The 16,102-nt window shown below is 69.9% G+C and carries 14 protein-coding genes; 8 read left to right on the top strand and 6 right to left on the bottom strand.

The genetic code is table 11. From position 1 onward, the window contains the following. The first annotated feature begins 14 nt into the window (after nt 1-14). Together ybaK and ACIRP2_RS05075 are read left to right on the top strand one after the other, a co-directional pair. On the top strand, nt 15-518 hold the full coding sequence (gene ybaK / locus ACIRP2_RS05080) for a Cys-tRNA(Pro) deacylase (RefSeq protein WP_404246635.1): 504 nt from the start codon (nt 15-17) through the stop codon (nt 516-518). 125 nt (nt 519-643) lie between these two features. Beyond that, complete coding sequence (locus ACIRP2_RS05075) at nt 644-988, top strand: hypothetical protein (RefSeq protein WP_404246633.1); 345 nt, start codon at nt 644-646, stop codon at nt 986-988. A 202-nt stretch (nt 989-1,190) separates the two neighbouring features. Here ACIRP2_RS05075 and ACIRP2_RS05070 read toward each other — a convergent pair whose 3' ends face one another. Then, nucleotides 1,191-1,931 carry a hypothetical protein gene (locus ACIRP2_RS05070; protein ID WP_404246631.1) on the bottom strand — a complete coding sequence of 247 codons (741 nt, stop codon included), beginning with the start codon at nt 1,929-1,931 and terminating at the stop codon, nt 1,191-1,193. Nucleotides 1,932-2,001: 70 nt separating this feature from the next. On the opposite strand from ACIRP2_RS05070, the gene ACIRP2_RS05065 reads away from it, so the two are divergent. After that, nucleotides 2,002-2,936, top strand: a protein-coding gene (locus ACIRP2_RS05065) for an IS5 family transposase (protein ID WP_404246629.1) whose coding sequence is annotated in 2 segments (ribosomal slippage) — nt 2,002-2,337 and nt 2,340-2,936 — 933 coding nt in all. Because the reading frame shifts where the segments join, the coding sequence is not laid out codon by codon here. 15 nt (nt 2,937-2,951) lie between these two features. Here ACIRP2_RS05065 and ACIRP2_RS05060 read toward each other — a convergent pair. The 4 genes from ACIRP2_RS05060 to ACIRP2_RS05045 all read right to left on the bottom strand — a co-directional run bounded on the left by ACIRP2_RS05060 (nt 2,952) and on the right by ACIRP2_RS05045 (nt 7,066). Next, on the bottom strand, nt 2,952-3,686 hold the full coding sequence (locus ACIRP2_RS05060) for an ABC transporter permease (RefSeq protein WP_404246627.1): 735 nt from the start codon (nt 3,684-3,686) through the stop codon (nt 2,952-2,954). A 34-nt stretch (nt 3,687-3,720) separates the two neighbouring features. Continuing rightward, nucleotides 3,721-4,575: an ABC transporter permease gene (locus ACIRP2_RS05055; RefSeq protein ID WP_404246625.1), complete on the bottom strand. Its 855-nt coding sequence runs from the start codon at nt 4,573-4,575 to the stop codon at nt 3,721-3,723. Between the two features lie 76 nt (nt 4,576-4,651). Further along, on the bottom strand, nt 4,652-5,626 hold the full coding sequence (locus ACIRP2_RS05050) for an ABC transporter ATP-binding protein (protein ID WP_404247181.1): 975 nt from the start codon (nt 5,624-5,626) through the stop codon (nt 4,652-4,654). A gap of 156 nt (nt 5,627-5,782) precedes the next feature. After that, complete coding sequence (locus ACIRP2_RS05045; protein WP_404246623.1) at nt 5,783-7,066, bottom strand: NYN domain-containing protein; 1,284 nt, start codon at nt 7,064-7,066, stop codon at nt 5,783-5,785. A gap of 224 nt (nt 7,067-7,290) precedes the next feature. On the opposite strand from ACIRP2_RS05045, the gene ACIRP2_RS05040 reads away from it, so the two are divergent. Next, nucleotides 7,291-7,470 carry a hypothetical protein gene (locus ACIRP2_RS05040; protein ID WP_404246621.1) on the top strand — a complete coding sequence of 60 codons (180 nt, stop codon included), beginning with the start codon at nt 7,291-7,293 and terminating at the stop codon, nt 7,468-7,470. A 102-nt stretch (nt 7,471-7,572) separates the two neighbouring features. Here the strand turns inward: ACIRP2_RS05040 and dnaE are convergent, their stop codons facing one another. Then, nucleotides 7,573-11,112 (bottom strand): DNA polymerase III subunit alpha, encoded by a 3,540-nt coding sequence (gene dnaE / locus ACIRP2_RS05035; RefSeq protein ID WP_404246619.1) that lies wholly within the window; start codon nt 11,110-11,112, stop codon nt 7,573-7,575. Between the two features lie 169 nt (nt 11,113-11,281). Here dnaE and ACIRP2_RS05030 point away from each other — a divergent pair, with 169 nt between their 5' ends. The 4 genes from ACIRP2_RS05030 (at nt 11,282) to ACIRP2_RS05015 (ending at nt 16,057) form a co-directional block, all read left to right on the top strand. Continuing rightward, nucleotides 11,282-12,607 carry a DUF2252 domain-containing protein gene (locus ACIRP2_RS05030; protein ID WP_404246617.1) on the top strand — a complete coding sequence of 442 codons (1,326 nt, stop codon included), beginning with the start codon at nt 11,282-11,284 and terminating at the stop codon, nt 12,605-12,607. 70 nt (nt 12,608-12,677) lie between these two features. Continuing rightward, a complete protein-coding gene (locus ACIRP2_RS05025; protein WP_404246615.1) occupies nt 12,678-13,400 on the top strand; it encodes a hypothetical protein in 723 nt (240 codons plus the stop codon). A gap of 49 nt (nt 13,401-13,449) precedes the next feature. Further along, on the top strand, nt 13,450-14,265 hold the full coding sequence (locus ACIRP2_RS05020; RefSeq protein ID WP_404246613.1) for a DsbA family protein: 816 nt from the start codon (nt 13,450-13,452) through the stop codon (nt 14,263-14,265). A 130-nt stretch (nt 14,266-14,395) separates the two neighbouring features. Continuing rightward, nucleotides 14,396-16,057 (top strand): alkaline phosphatase D family protein, encoded by a 1,662-nt coding sequence (locus ACIRP2_RS05015; RefSeq protein WP_404246611.1) that lies wholly within the window; start codon nt 14,396-14,398, stop codon nt 16,055-16,057. Nucleotides 16,058-16,102: the final 45 nt, after the last annotated feature.

The raw sequence follows: 16,102 nt of genomic DNA, 5'->3' as shown, positions 1-16,102 counted from the left end.
GAGGACCCTTCCCCGTGGCCAAGAAGCCGAAGAAGCAGCAACAGTCCGGCGGCACCCCGGCGACAGTCGCACTGACCGCGGCCGGCACGGCGTTCACCGTCCACGCCTACGAGCACGACCCGTCCTCGGCCTCCTACGGCGAGGAGGCCGCCGAGGCCCTGGGCGTCTCCCCCGACCGGGTCTTCAAGACGCTGGTCGCGGACGTCGACGGCACCCTCACCGTCGCGGTCGTCCCGGTGGCCGGTTCCCTGGACCTCAAGGCACTGGCCTCGGCGGTCGACGGCAAGCGGGCCACGATGGCCGACCCGGCAGCCGCGGAACGCACCACCGGCTACGTGCGGGGCGGCATCTCCCCCCTGGGCCAGCGCAAGCGGCTGCGTACGGTGCTGGACGCATCGGCGCGGTCCCACCCGACCATCTGCGTCTCGGCGGGCCGCCGCGGCCTGGAGGTCGAGCTGGCCCCCACGGATCTGGCCTCGCTCACGGGAGCGGTGTTCGCGGAGATCGGCCGGGCGTAGGGCCTCTCGTCCCGGCCCGGTGAAAATGTTCGGGGCTGACCGGACCGGATGCCTTCCTGCCTCGCGACGGAGAATCGTGCGGTTCTCCGGGAACCACCACGATGGAGCCGGTGTCTCCCATGATCATGAGGGGACGCGTTGAAGCGCTGAGTGGTACCGGGGTGGCCCTGGCCGGTGGATTCGTCGGGCTGCTGGGGTGGGCCGCGGATGCCGAACCCCGGGCGCGCGCCGGATTCGGAGCAGGGCCGGACTGGAGCGTGCTGTACGCGGAGCTTCCGCTGACCGTTCTCATCGGAGTGGCAGCCGCTTTGTCGGCGTGGTCACTGCCCCGGCGATGGACGATCGGGGCGTCCGTCGCCGGGTACGCGGGCCGCGTCGCGCTCGTCGCCATGGTGCTGGCCGGATTCTGGCCGGCCGTCCAGGGCTGGTACGCAGGACTGCCCGAGCCGGTGCCGGACCACAAGCCCTAGAACGGTGCTTTCGGCGGTGGAGGACCCGGCGGCTGACGGGTCGGCGACAGCGCGGGGTGCGGCGCGGGCATCACCCGTCCACGACCTCGCAGGACAGCCCTTTGGCCCCTACCCGGTGGCGCCTAGGGCCTGTCCGGGCGATCATGGGCTCACGCCGCGCAGCCGCCGGGCTGACCCCTATGGGGCTGCCCGGTCTGACGACTCAGGAGTGACAGAGTAGGTCGAGGACGACGGCCTCGGCGTCGAGGTCGTCGAGATAGCGGTTGGCTTGTTCCCAGTGGCCGTCTGTGTCCGCGTCCATCCACGCGCCATCGAGGGTGACCAGGGCGAAGCCGGGCACGGCGCACCGGACCGACCACAGCCGTGCTTCCTCGTGTTCCTGCGCGAAGTACGCGACCGGGTCGTTGAGTAGGAACGACATGTCAAAGTGCGGGTCTCCTGCGACGGCCCGCTGGGCCACGTCCTGCACCAGCGGCTGGGCCAGATGCTCCTTCCTGGCGTCTGCCTGGGAGTACCTTTCAGGGTCGGCCTCGTGGCGAGCGAGGAAGTCGGCGAGCGGGCGGGCCGGCGGGTGTATCGCGGTCAGCTCGGTCCAAGCAGCGAGCAGGGCGTCATGCGTGCGCGCCGCTCGTTTCCGCATACCGTCGAAGTCGAGCAGACCCCGAGGCCCGCCGTAACATTCCAGCGGCCCGAGGGCATCGAGCTTGGCCTTCCTGCGAGGCACAGTTGAGGCCGTGACGAGCCTGCGGTCGCCGTCGTGCGGAGGCAACACGAGGTAGGCGTTGCCCGCGCTGGAGTGAATGGCCCACCAGTCCCAATGGCCGACCGGATTCCATTCCTCGGTGAGGTTGGCGTTGTAGGGCGCCATGATGGCAGCTATGGCCTGGGGAACCTTCCGAGGCGAGGTCGGCGGCAGGCACACAGTGGCGAAGAACTTGGTCATGCCCGGGAGCGTAAGCCCTGGGATTTGTCCGCCCATGTGACTGTCACGTCGGCGGATCGTTGTCTCGGCCATGGGGCGGGGTGATCTGACAGATGCGGAGTGGGAGCGGCTGCGGCCGTTCCTGCCGGTGGGCAATGGCCGATGCGGTAGGTGGCGGGATCATCGGCAGGTGATCGACGGGATCTTGCACCGGGTGCGGACCGGCATTCACTGGCGTGACCTGCCGGAACGGTTCGGGCCGTGGAAGACGGTCTATGAGCGGCACCGGCTGTGGTCGGCCGACGGAACCTGGGAGCGGCTGCTCCAGCAGGTCCAAGCCGAAGCGGATGCCGCTGGTGAGATCGACTGGGACATCGGGGTGGATTCCACGGTGGTGCGCGCTCATCAGCACGCGGCGGGTGCCCGTACCAGCCCGCCGCCCGCGCCCCGCACGTCAAAAGGGGACGCGGGCGGGGAACACCAGGACGAACCGCCGTGGCAGAGCCTTCACGCCCGCCTGGTGGAGGTGGTGAAGCAGGTGAGGGACTGGGCCGCTCAAGGGGCGGCTTCACCACCAAGCTCCACCTGAGCGCCGAAGGCCGGTGCCGGCCGCTGTCCCTGGTCGTCACACCCGGCCAACGGGCCGACTGCACCCAACTGGACCCCGTACTCGACAAGATCCGCGTTCCGCGCACCGGTCCGGGCAGACCGCGCAAGAAGCCCGACAGCCTCGCTGCGGACAAGGCGTACAGCAACGGGCCATGCCGGGACAGCCTGCGCCGCCGGGGCATCCGGCACACCATCCCGGAGAAAACCGACAGCCAGGGCGCCCGCCGGCGCAAAGGCTCACGCGGCGGACGGCCACCCGGCTTCGACAAGCAGCGCTACAAGAAACGCAACACCGTCGAGCGGGCCATCAACAAGCTGAAACAGTTCCGGGCCGTGGCCACGCGATACGACAAGCGCGGCTACGTCTACCTCGGCACCGTCACCGCCGCAGCCCTCATCATCTGGCTCCGCACATGATCGACCGGACAGGCTCTAGGACCCTTCCGGCGGCACACCCGCGCCCGGAGCGGTGGGCCCCGCAGCAGGCCCCGCACCCGGCACGGGACCACGTGCGGCCCACCCCGGAAACGCGCCCCACTCCGGTTCCGGATCCCGCGGACCGAACAGCGCCGTCAACCCGAGATGAACCGCCATCGCCCCCAGCGACCACATGAGCAACGCCGCCCCCTTCGCCCGCAGCCGAAGCGGTGCGTCGAAGACCACGCCCTTGCCGACCGCCCGCGCGTGCGCGACCACGTCCTGGTTAGGCCCGAGCCATACGCCCAGCCGCCAGGCGACCAGTGAACCGAGCAGGCCGCCCAGCGCCAGCCCCACCACCAGGGCGATCCCGCCACGCCGCTGGAACCAGAAGACCAGCGCAGCGGAGACCGCACCGCATGCCAACGCGAGGAGCACGAACGTGCCGTCGGCTCCGATCGCCTCCTCGCCCTCGCTGTCGCTCAGGAAGACGGCCGTGCCGTCGGAGATCAGCGGGACCCGCGGAGCCAGCCACGCCCAGAGGAGGCCGAGCACGACACCCGAGACGGTCACGAGCAGGGTGACGGCAGCGGCCCGCCGCAGATCCGACCGGCGGTCGTTCTCCCCCTCGGACTCGGCCGGGACGCCGGAGCCGGGGCCACCGGGACCACCGGCCCCACCCCATTTCGGCGGGGTCTGCCAGGGGTCGTTGGACGAGGGCTGGTGAGGCGGCGTAAGAGGTGCGGTCACCGTGCCATCGTGCCAGGCGTACCCGTGCCGCGCCTCACCGGACCGCTGCCCTGCGGTACGCCCAGGTGGCCGCGGCCAGCGACAGGACACCGACGGCGGCGCAGACGGCGAGGTCCAGTACGACGACCGCCCAGTCCGGGTGGACGTCGAAGGAACGGGAGAGCGCCTCGACACCGTAGGTCGAGGGCAGCAGATCACGGGCCCAGTCGATCGGCGCGGGCAGCCGGTCGGCCGGCAGGACACCGAGCAGCAGCGCCGCCGACATGCCCAGCTGCCCGAGCAGCGTCGCCAGCTCCTGCCGGGGCGCGAGCAGCCCCAACGCCGCACCGAGCCCGGAGAGCGCCGCCCCGGAGAGCGGAATGACGGCGACGAGCACCCACAGATGCGTCAGCGGCAGTCCGAACAGCATGCTCCCCGCCACCGCCGTGACGATCGTTCCGGGCACGGTGAAGGAGGCGTACGCCCCGGCCGCACCGAGCACCACCGCGGCGGGCGGCACGGGCAGCGTGGCGTAGTGGTCGAGCCCGCCGCCCGCCCGGAGCTGCCCGAAGTACTGGGCGAGCAGGTTGAGCGCGACGAAGGCCACCACGAGGACGCTGGATCCGGCGACGACGGCCCGCGCCTCGGAGCCGCCGTCGACGACCCCGCGCATCAGCACCATGATCCCCACGGACTGGAAGGTCGCCACGAAGAGCAGTGGGATGCGGGCGACCCTGGCCCTGGACAGCTGGGCGCGGTAGACGGCCGCGAGCGAGGGGAACAGCCGGGCCTGCGGCGCGAGCGGCGCGGGGGCCGCCCGGTCGTGTCCGGGACCGTCACCGACGGCACGGCCGTCCTCGGCGGTCCGGACGGATCCGGTCACCGCCTGCGCGGGAACGATGCTCGTCACCTGGCGCTGCTCCTCTTCGTTCCCTGCCCGGCCACGCACCCGCACCCGGCCGCCCCGCGGGTCCCGCACATCCCGCTCATGACTTCACCAGCCCCATGGTCATGTCCCCGCCGAGGGCGAGATAGACGTCCTCCAGACTGGGTGTCGCCAGCGTGAAGTCGTCGAGTGCGGCGAAGGCCGCGCCACCGGTCACCGCGGCGACCGCGGCCCGTGCCTCGTCGGGGCCGAGCCGCAGCACCCAGCGCCGCCCGGACTCCTGGGCCGAACCGCGCAGCGCGGCCACCTCCGGCACCTCCAGGGGCGCGCGTTCGCGCCACACCAGCTCGACCCGGACCTCGCCGGCGACCCGTTCCTTGAGTCCGGTCGGCGTGTCGCAGGCGATGACCTTGCCGCGTTCGATCACGGCGACCCGGTCGAGAACCGTCTCGGCCTCGATGACGTTGTGGGTGACGAGCAGCACCGTGGTGCCGCACTCGGCCCGGCGGCGGTCCACGGCGGCCCACACGGCGCGCCGCGCGACGGGGTCCATCCCGGTCGTCGGCTCGTCCAGCACCAGCACCGGCCGCTCGCCGACCAGCACGGCGGCGAAGCAGGCCAGCCGCCGCTGCCCGCCGGAGAGCTTCTTCAGGGGGCGCCCCGCGATCTCGGTGAGGCCGAGTTCGTCGAGCACGGCGTCGCGTTCGGCGCGGGCCTCCCGTACCGCGAGGCCGCGCAGTCGCCCGGTGGTCTCGGCGGCGAGCGCCACGGTCAGTTCGTCGAGTGCGGTGGACTCCTGCCCGAGGTACCCGATCAGCCGGGAGGCCCGCTCGGGGTGGCGGACGAGATCGTGGCCCAGCACGTCGACGCTGCCGGAGTCGGGCCGCATCAGCCCGGTGAGCTGTCGTACCAGGGTGGATTTCCCCGCGCCGTTGGGTCCGAGGAGTCCGAAGATCTCGCCGCGCCGCACTTCCAGGCTGATCCCGTCGGTGGCGCGCACCTCGGGTGTGGCGGGTGCCCCGCGCCGGCTGCGGGCGGCGGGATAGGTCTTGACCAGATCACGCACCACGCACACGGTCCCGGTCGCCGTCTGCGCCTGTGCTGTGCCCGTACTCACGAGGTATGAGAGTACGGGGTCGGACGCCCCGGATCGCGCTCGGGGCCGTGCCGGTCGGGCATCGGCGCCGCATTCACCGGACGGGGATGCCAGGTCGGCGGGCCCGCCGCCCCGTCAGTCGCCGGACAGGCTCGTCCGCTCCGCCGGCGGGGCGTGCTCCGCCGCGGCCCGTACATCGATCTCCCGCCAGAACCCGGCGCGGATCGCATAGCGGTCGTGCTCGTCGATCTGGTCGTCCTTGTGGGCGAGCAGGCCGAACCGTGCCGCGTACCGCAGCAGTTCGCCGTCGATGCGGTGCGGGATGCGCGGATACATGGTCGACAGCTTCTGCAGATGGGTGTTCTCCGGCAGCCGCTCCATCCAGCGGCGGGCGAAGACCTGACCCACCTCGAAGGGGTCGCCGCCGACGGTGGTGATGTCCTCCTCACGGTCAGCCCAGCGCTGCTCGGCGCTGGTGAGCTGGGCCAGCGTCGGGAGGGACGCGGTTTCGGCGGGTTCGCCCAGAGGTCCGCCGCGCTCCATCCAGCCCTTGTCGGAGGACCAGCGCAGGGTCGCGTTGGCGGGCGAGGGCTGCGGGGACTGGTGGGCCGGCTGGGTACCGGGGCCGCGCAGGGTGCCTGCCAGGTCCTTGGGGGTGGGGACACCCCTTCCGCCCGGGCCCGGCCGGTCGGCGGCGGGGCTCTCCTCGGGCGGTGCGGCGGCGCTGTCGGCGGCGTCCGTCGCCCGGGCCTCCGCGGCCCGCTCGGCGGAGGCTGCGAGGGCCGCCTCGGGCAGCGGTGCGGAGAGGATCGCGGCGATCTCCGGGCGGGGAGCGGGCGGTGGGGCGCAGATGCCGCCGATCTCCTTGGCACCTACGGCCCCGGTGATCCAGGCCCGGTCGAGCACCCTGCGTTCATCGGCCTCGGCGACCAGGTCCTCGGACTGGTTGTAGTCGCCGTCGGCGGCCTGGACGGCCCACAGATGGACGGCGACGCCGTGTTCCTTGGCGGACATCAGGCCGGGCAGCAGATCACCGTCGCCGGTCACCAGCACCACGTCGGAGCAGGCCCGGTTCCTGGCCAGTTCGGTGAGTTCGGCGTGCATCGCGGCGTCGACGCCCTTCTGCGCCCAGCGCCCGTCGCTGCGGGTGAGAGCGCCGAGCCGGACGGTCACCCGGGGCATCACACGCAGCCTGCGATGCTCGGGCTGCGGTACCCGGTCGGGGGCTCCGTCGAACCAGTAGATCCGCAGCAGCGGCTGCTGCGTGTCGGCCTCGGCCAGCTCGCGCAGGCCCCGGATGAGGGCCGCGTGGTCGACGGTGATGCGGGAACGGGCGGGCTCTCCGGCCAGCAGGCTCGCTGCCGCGCCCAGCAGATAGCCGGCGTCCACCAGGACGACGCAACGGTCCACGCGTTCCACCCTCTTCCAGAAGTTCGGGTGCGGTCTTTGCCAAGGGTTTCCGTCGAGTCTGCCCGACCACGCAGGGGTTGACGGCCGGAACTCGATCATCGGCGTGGCGGATCCGGAAAACGGCGCATGATACCCGATCACTACGCACGGTAATGATCCAACATGCATGCTTTACACCATTATGTGAATCTGAACGCGGTCCTGGCCCCGAGAGTCCCCACAGGAGGAACACCATGGCCAAGAACAAGAACCGCAAGCAGGGCAGCCGACAGAACCGTGCCACCAGTCCGGAGCACGGTGCGGAAGAGAACAAGTCGACCGCGTACGAGTCGCAGATACAGCCTCAGTCGCAGGCCCAGGGCAGCCCTGCCGATGTTGCTCGTAAGCACCAGCGGCGCTTCGGCCACAACTGACCGGGCGGACCGCCGGCCCCGGCCCGGACACCGGCCGGATGACCGAGAGGGGCGCTCCCGCGTTCGCGGGGCGCCCCTCTCGTACGTCGGCGGTGAACCGGCTCAGCCGGCCAGGCAGGACGGGCCGAGCAGCACCTTCAGGTCACCGAAGAGCGCCGGATCGGGCTTCACCCGGTGCCGGTCGAGCCGGAGCACCGTGGTCTTGCGGGGGCCCTGGAGCTTGATCCGCACCTCGGTGTCTCCTCTGTGGTTGCTGAGAACCTCGCCGAGGCGGCTGACCATGGGCGGGGTGATCTTGACCGTGGGGATGGTCAGGACCACGGGGGCGTTGGTGCCGGCCGACGAGATGTCGGGGACCTGCATCTCCATGGCGACGAGGCGGGGCACGTCCTCGCGCTTGTCGAGGCGTCCCTTGACGAAGACGACGGTGTCCTCGACGAGCTGGGTGGAGACCAGCTGGTACGTGGCGGGGAAGAACATGCACTCGATGGAACCGGCCAGGTCCTCGACCGTGGCGATGGCCCAGGCATTGCCCTGCTTGGTCATCTTCCGCTGGAGACCGGAGATGATGCCGCCCACGGTGACGATCGCGCCGTCGGCGTGCTCCCCGCCGGTCAGCTGCGAGATCGAGGCGTCGGCCTTGTCGGACAGCACGTGCTCCAGGCCGAAGAGCGGATGGTCGGAGACGTACAGGCCGAGCATCTCGCGCTCCTGCGCCAGCAGGTAGGACTTCTCCCACTCGATGTCGGAGAACTCCACGTCGAGCCCGAAGCCCGGCTCGTCGCTCTCTTCCTCGCCCATCCCGCCGAAGAGGTCGAACTGCCCCTCGGCCTCCTTGCGCTTGACCTGCACCACGTTGTCGATCATCGGCTCGTGATGGGCGACCAGCCCCTTGCGGGTGTGGCCCATCTCGTCGAAGGCGCCGGCCTTGATCAGTGACTCGACGGTGCGCTTGTTGCAGACGACCGCCTCGACCTTGTCCAGGAAGTCGGGGAAGCTGCTGTACTTCCCCTTCGCCTTGCGGCACCGGATGATCGAGTCGACGACGTTCTGGCCCACGTTGCGGACGGCCGTGAGGCCGAAGAGGATCACGTCGTCGCCCTGTGCGGCGAAGTTCGACAGGGACTCGTTGACATTGGGCGGCAGCACCTTGATGCCCATGCGACGGCACTCGTTGAGATAGACCGCCGACTTGTCCTTGTCGTCCTTGACCGAGGTCAGCAGAGCCGCCATGTACTCGGCCGGGTAGTTCGCCTTCAGGTACGCGGTCCAGTAGGTGACCAGTCCGTACGCGGAGGAGTGCGCCTTGTTGAACGCGTATCCGGCGAACGGCACCAGGACGTCCCAGAGCGCCTGGATCGCCGCGTCCGAGTAGCCGTTCTTCTTGGCGCCCTCCTGGAAGAGGACGAAGTTCTTCGCCAGTTCCTCGGGCTTCTTCTTGCCCATCACGCGGCGCAGGATGTCGGCCTCGCCGAGCGAGTATCCGGCGATGATCTGGGCGGCCTTCTGCACCTGCTCCTGGTAGACGATCAGGCCGTAGGTCAGGCCGAGCGTCTCCTTGAGCGGCTCCTCCAGCTCCGGGTGGATCGGCGTGATCTCCTGCCGGGCGTTCTTGCGCTCGGCGTAGTTCGTGTGCGAGTTCATGCCCATCGGGCCCGGCCGGTACAGGGCCGAGACGGCGGAGATGTCCTCGAAGTTGTCGGGCTGCATCTGGCGCAGCAGCGAGCGCATCGGGCCGCCGTCGAACTGGAACACGCCGAGCGTGTCGCCGCGGCAGAGCAGTTCGTAGGTCTTCGGGTCGTCCAGCGGGAGGCTGAGCAGGTCCAGCTTGACGCCCTTGTTGGACTCCACCATCTTGACGGCGTCGTCCATGATGGTGAGGTTGCGCAGGCCGAGGAAGTCCATCTTCAGCAGGCCGAGCGACTCGCACTGCGGGTAGTCCCACTGCGTGATGGTGACGCCGTCGGTGTGCCGCACCCAGACCGGGGCATGGTCGACGATCGGCTCGCTGGACATGATCACGCCCGCGGCGTGCACACCCATCTGCCTCACCAGGCCCTCGACACCCTTCGCCGTGTCGATGACCTTCTTCACGTCCGGCTCGTTCTCGTACATCCCCCGGATCTCGCCCGCCTCGCTGTAGCGCGGGTGCTTGGGGTCGGTGATGCCGTTGAGGTCGATGCCCTTGCCGAGGACGTCGGCGGGCATGGCCTTGGTGAGCCGGTCTCCCATCGCGTACGGGTAACCGAGGACGCGGGCGGAGTCCTTGATGGCGTTCTTCGCCTTGATCTTGCCGTACGTGCCGATCATGGCGACCTTGTCGGCGCCGTACTTCTCCGTCACGTACCTGATCACTTCGACGCGCCGACGCTCGTCGAAGTCGATGTCGACATCGGGCATGGAGACGCGCTCGGGGTTGAGGAACCGCTCGAAGATCAGCCCGTGCTCGATGGGGTCGAGGTCGGTGATCCCCATCGCGTACGCCACGATCGAACCGGCCGCGGAACCTCGGCCGGGGCCGACCGCGATGCCGTTGTTCTTCGCCCACATGATGAAGTCCGCGACCACCAGGAAGTACCCCGGGAACCCCATCTGGATGATGACGTCCATCTCGTACTCGGCCTGCTTCTGCCGGTCATCGGGGACTCCGCCCGGGAAGCGCCGGTTCATGCCGACCCGGACCTCCTCCTGGAACCAGGTGATCTCCGTGTAGCCGTCCGGGATGTCGAACTTCGGCATCAGGTCGCGCTTCTCGAACATCCCGGCGGTGTCGATCTGCTGCGCGACCAGCAGCGTGTTGGCGCAGCCCTCCTGCCAGGCGTCGGAGGAGTCGACGGCGTACATCTCGTCGGTGGTCTTGAGGTAGTAGCCGGTGCCGTCGAAGCGGAAGCGGTCCGGGTCGGAGAGGTTCTTGCCGGTCTGGATGCACAGCAGCGCGTCGTGCGCGGTCGCCTCGTGGGCGTAGGTGTAGTGCGAGTCGTTGGTCACCAGCGGCGGGATGTTCAGCTTCTTGCCGATTTCGAGGAGCCCGTCACGGACCCGGCGCTCGATCTCGATGCCGTGGTCCATCAGCTCCAGGAAGTACTTGCCCTCACCGAAGATGTCCTTGTAGTCCGAGGCCGCCTGGACCGCCTCGTCGAACTGACCGAGCCGCAGCCGTGTCTGCACCTCGCCCGAGGGGCAGCCGGTCGAGGCGATCAGCCCCTCGGACCACTGGGCGATGGTCTCCTTGTCCATACGCGGCCACTTCTGCAGCCAGCCCTCCGCGTACGCGTCCGACGACAGCCGGAAGAGGTTGTGCAGCCCCGTCGAGTTCGCCGCCCAGATCGTCTTGTGGGTGTAACCGCCCGAACCCGAGACGTCGTCGCGCTTCTGGTGCGGCTGCCCCCACTGGATCTTCCGCTTGTGCTTGCGCGACTCCGGCGCGACATACGCCTCGATCCCGATGATCGGTGTGACACCCGCCTTCTGGGCCGAGTGGAAGAAGTCGTACGCCCCGTGCAGGTTGCCGTGGTCCGTCATCGCGATGTGCGACATGCCCATCTCATTGCACGCGTTGAACATGTCCTTGAGCCGCGCGGCACCGTCCAGCAGCGAGTACTGGGTGTGGACGTGAAGGTGCGTGAAGGGCGGCTTGGTCACGGCGCTGTGCCTCCGGGAAACGGGCGATGACTGACTGGGGGGACAGCGTGGAAGTCTACGTCTCCGAGCCGGCGATCGAGGGGCACTCCCGGGTGCGGTCGCGCGTTGAAGGGGCTGAGAAGCCCGTCCCCTTTGTTCATGCACGTCAGGTACCAGGAGGCACCCACAGATGTCGGAAGCGCAGACCGGCGCGGCGCAGCGCGGGGAGCAGATTCTTGAGGTCTTCGACACGGCGTTCGGGGATCTGCTGGCCGCCGATCCGGCTGCCTTCCGGGTCAAGTTCCGCAAGATGGCGGGCTCCGCGTTCGCCTTCTACCGGGGCACGGCGTGCCTGTTCTACGACGACCTGGAGCGGGAGCGGCACGGCGGCCCGTATCTGGACGAGCGGACCGGCCGGGTGTGGATCCACGGCGATCTCCACGCGGAGAACTTCGGCACGTACATGGACGCCAACGGCCGGCTGGTCTTCAATGTGAACGACTTCGACGAGGCGTACGTCGGCCCGTTCACCTGGGACCTCAAGCGGTTCGCCGCCTCCGTCGCGCTGATCGGGTACGCGAAGGCGCTGGGTGACGACCAGATCACCGAGCTGGTCCGGATCTACGCGGCGGCCTACCGCGAGCGGATCCACGCCCTGTCGTCGGGCGCGAAGAACGACGAGGTGCCGCCCTTCACCCTGGACACGGCCGAGGGCCCGCTGCTGGACGCGCTGCGCGACGCCCGGTCGCTGACCCGGTTCTCGCTGCTGGACTCGATGACGGAGATCCGGGACTTCGAGCGCCGGTTCGCGGCGGGCGGCGGCTCGATCGATCTGGACGCGGCGACGCGCTACAAGGTGCTGGCCTCCTTCGACGGCTATCTGGAGACGCTGCCGGAATCGAGCCTGACGCGCCCCGACTCCTACCGGGTGAAGGATGTCGTCGGCCGTCGCGGCATCGGCATCGGTTCGGCCGGTCTGCCCTCCTACAACATCCTCCTGGAGGGCAACAGCGACGCCCTGGAGAACGATGTGGTGATCTATCTCAAGCAGGCGCAGACCCCCGCCGTCTCCCGGCACATCACCGACGCGGCCGTGCGCGACTACTTCCAGCACGAGGGACACCGCACGGTCATCTCGCAGCGCGCCCTGCAGGCGCACGCCGACCCGTGGCTGGGCTGGACCGAGCTGGACGGGGCCGGACAGCTGGTCGCCGAGGTGTCCCCGTACGCGGTCGACCTGGACTGGTCCGACATCGACGAGCCGGAGGAGATCGCCGCGGTCGTCGCCGACCTCGGCCGGGCGACGGCGACGATGCACTCCGCGGCCGACGACGAGAGCGGCCACTCGCTGGTGCCGTTCTCCACGGAACGGGCGATCGACGCGGCGATCGCGGCGGACGAGGAGGGCTTCGCCGACCTGCTGGTGGACTTCGCCCACAGCTACGGCGCCAGGGCCCGCGCCGACCACCAGATCTTCGTCGATCTCTTCCGCAACGGCCGGATTCCGGGGCTGTAGGCCCCTCGCGCGGAACCGTTCGCGCCCCTTCGGGGGACGCCTACAGGTTCGCATGCGACACTCCTCGACGATGGACATATCCGGGACGCAGCTCAGAGTCGTTCGCGCGGCGCTTTTCACAGCGCTCGTCGTGACGCTCTCCTCGGCGTCCCATGTGCTGCTCTCCCGGGTCGCGCTGCCGCTGAACGTCGTCGCGCTGCTGGCCGGTGCCGTCTTCGCCGTGGCGTACGCGCTGGCCGGCCGGGAGCGCGGCTTCGGATCGATCGCCGGGCTGCTGATCCCGCTGGAGCTGGTCGCCGACACCGTCTTCACCACCGGCCAGCACCTCTGTTACGGAGCGGCGGGCGGCCCGATCGCGGGCCCGCTGCGCTCGGTCGGCGTCGATGTGCTGTGCGGCGGCGGCGACGTCGGCGCAGGTGCGGCCCGGGTCGGTGACGTCGGCACCCCGTTCGCCACGGTCACCGGTGCCGGACACACGACGGCCGCTCTGCTGGCCTCCCCGGGTCCCGCGGTGCCGTGGCTGCTGCTCGCCGCCCATGTGACGGTCGGGCTGCTCGCCGCGGCCTGGCTGCGGCGCGGCGAGTCGGCGCTCGCCGGCCTGCTGCGCGCGGCCGCGGTCCTGGCGTTCCGGCCGCTGCTGATCGCGGTCGCCGTGGTGGGTACGGCCCGCCACTCCGTACGACGCGAGGCGCGTCCCGCCGGATGTGGCCCGCACCCGCTCGCACCCGCCCGTCTGCTCGTGCACTCCGTGGGACGGAGGGGACCGCCGCGCTCGGCCTGCGCCATCGCCTGAGCACGCACATCCCCGACGACGTACCACCCACACCCATGGAGAAACGAACATGAGCAAGCGCAACAGCCAGGCAAACAAGGCGGCGGCCCGCGAGCGTCTGCGCGCCGAGCGCGAGCGCCAGGCCAAGAAGGACAAGGCCCGCAGGCAGATCGTCGTCGGCGTCTCGATCGTCGGCGCACTGGCCGTCGTCGGCGCCGCCAGCTGGGGTGTCATGCAGCTGAACAAGCCGTCCCACTGGGAGGCGGCCAAGGACGCGAAGAGCGTGACGGCGCCCAAGAACACCTCGGGCGAGAACGGCACGACCGTCGTCATCGGCAAGTCGACCGCCAAGAAGACCCTGGAGCTCTACGAGGACTCGCGCTGCCCGATCTGCGCCACGTTCGAGCAGACCATCGGCGAGACGGTGCACAAGGACGTCGACGCCGGGAAGTACAAGATCAAGTACGTCGGTGCCACGTTCATCGACAACGCCTCCAACGGCGAGGGCTCGAAGAACGCGCTGAGCGCGCTCGGCGCGGCGCTCAATGTCAGCCCGGAGGCCTTCCTCGACTACAAGTACGCGCTCTACTCCGCGAAGTACCACCCGGAGGAGACCGACGACAAGTTCAAGGACGACGCGTATCTGATCAAGATCGCCGACTCGGTGGACGCGCTGAAGGGCAACAAGGCGTTCCAGAAGGACGTCGAGGACGGTACGTACGACAGCTGGGCGATGAAGATGTCCGCCGCGTTCGACAAGAGCGGGGTGAGGGGCACCCCGACGCTGAAGATGGACGGCAAGACGCTCACCGACGGAAAGAGCGAGAACGCTCCGATGACGGTGGCCGACTTCAACACCGCGATCACCGCCGCGCTGAAGGGATAGGACCTCCGACGGACGGGGCCGGACGGGCCCCGTCCGGCCGGCGAACCCCTGGCTGCGGCTTTTCGACGGGCGGGCGAACTTCCTTCATTCGCCTGCCCGTTCGCCGTACCGGTCAGTAGGGTTCTGCTCCGTGACCAGTCGACACGCTCCTTCGCCGCTCTCCGCTCCCAGCCGCCGCACGGTCGTCAAGGCCGCTGCCGCCGGCGCCGTCATGGCCCCCGTGCTGGGTTCCGCCACCACCGCGCGTGCCGCGGACGGACCCGCCTTCCTGCACGGTGTCGCCTCCGGCGACCCCCTGCCCGACGGCATACTCCTGTGGACCCGGGTCACCCCGACCCCCGACGCCGTGCCCGGCTCCGGCTGTGGCGTCGATACGGCGGTGCGCTGGGAGGTCGCCGAGGACAAGGAGTTCGCCCGGGTCGTCGCGCAGGGTTCCACCGTCGCGAGTGCCGCGTCCGACCACACCGTGAAGGCCGATGTACGGGGCCTGGGCCCGGCCACCACGTACTGGTTCCGCTTCTCGGCGGGCGACGGCACGCGGACCTGGTCGCCGACGGGCCGCACCCGCACCGCGCCCGCGGCGGGGGCCGCCACGCCCGGTGTGCGCTTCGGGGTGGTCTCGTGCGCCAACTGGGAGGCCGGGTTCTTCTCCCCGTACCGGCATCTCGCCGCCCGCGCCGATCTCGACGCGGTGCTGCACCTCGGCGACTACATCTACGAGTACGCCTCGGGCAGTTACCCGGCCGCGAAGTACGTCGTGCGGCCGCACGAGCCGCGGCACGAGATACTCACCCTCGCCGACTACCGCACCCGGCACGGCAACTACAAGACGGACACCGACCTCCAGGCGCTGCACGCCGCCCACCCGGTGATCGCGATCTGGGACGACCACGAGTTCGCCAACGACGCCTGGTCGGGCGGGGCCGAGAACCACACGCCGGGCACGGAGGGCGCCTGGGCCGACCGGGTCGCGGGGGCCAAGCAGGCGTACTTCGAGTGGATGCCGGTCCGCACCTCCACCGAGGGCACCGTCTACCGGCGGCTGCGCTTCGGCAACCTGGCCGATCTCCACCTCCTCGATCTGCGCAGCTTCCGCTCCCAGCAGTCGACGATCGGCAACGGCTCGGTCGACGACCCGGATCGCACGATCACCGGCCGGGCCCAACTGGACTGGCTGAAGTCGGGCCTGGCCGGCTCGGACGCCACGTGGAAGCTGGTCGGCACCTCGGTGATGATCTCGCCGGTCGCCTTCGGTTCCGTACCCGCGCATCTGCTGGGGCCGCTGGCCGAGATGCTGGGGCTGCCCAAGGAGGGGCTCGCCGTCAACGTCGACCAGTGGGACGGCTACACGGACGACCGCAAGGAGCTGATCACGCATCTGCGGGACCGGTCGATCACCAATACGGTCTTCCTGACCGGCGACATCCACATGGCGTGGGCCAATGACGTACCGGTGAAGGCGGCGACGTATCCGCTCTCGGCCTCGGCCGCCACCGAGTTCGTGGTGACATCGGTGACCTCGGACAACCTGGACGACATCCTGCATGTCGCACCGGGGACCCTCTCGGTGGTCGCGGGCGCGGCGGTCAAGGCGGCCAACCGCCATGTGAAGTGGGTGGACATGGACTCGCACGGCTACGGCGTCCTCGACGTCACCGCCGAGCGCTCGCAGATGGACTACTACGTGGTCTCCGACCGGACGAAGCGGGACGCGACCGCCGCCTGGACACGTTCCTACCGGACGCTCAGCGGAACCCAGAAGGTCGAGCGGGTGAACCAGCCGGTGCGCTGAGGATTCGTTTTCGGCCACTCCAGGCCATGTTGACGGCGTATTACG

The sequence above is a fragment of the Streptomyces sp. NPDC101194 genome, assembly GCF_044767885.1.
In the GTDB taxonomy this organism is placed as follows: Bacteria; Actinomycetota; Actinomycetes; order Streptomycetales; family Streptomycetaceae; genus Streptomyces.
This window is presented reverse-complemented; position numbering and strand designations above follow the sequence as displayed.

Bases quoted from the DNA above. Each gene is read 5' to 3' on its own strand.
- ACIRP2_RS05075 (WP_404246633.1), top strand. From the start codon at position 644: ATGAGGGGACGCGTTGAAGCGCTGAGTGGTACCGGGGTGGCCCTGGCC.
- ACIRP2_RS05070 (WP_404246631.1), bottom strand. From the start codon at position 1,931: ATGACCAAGTTCTTCGCCACTGTGTGCCTGCCGCCGACCTCGCCTCGG.
- ACIRP2_RS05040 (WP_404246621.1), top strand. From the start codon at position 7,291: ATGGCCAAGAACAAGAACCGCAAGCAGGGCAGCCGACAGAACCGTGCC.
- ACIRP2_RS05030 (WP_404246617.1), top strand. From the start codon at position 11,282: ATGTCGGAAGCGCAGACCGGCGCGGCGCAGCGCGGGGAGCAGATTCTT.
- ACIRP2_RS05025 (WP_404246615.1), top strand. From the start codon at position 12,678: ATGGACATATCCGGGACGCAGCTCAGAGTCGTTCGCGCGGCGCTTTTC.
- ACIRP2_RS05020 (WP_404246613.1), top strand. From the start codon at position 13,450: ATGAGCAAGCGCAACAGCCAGGCAAACAAGGCGGCGGCCCGCGAGCGT.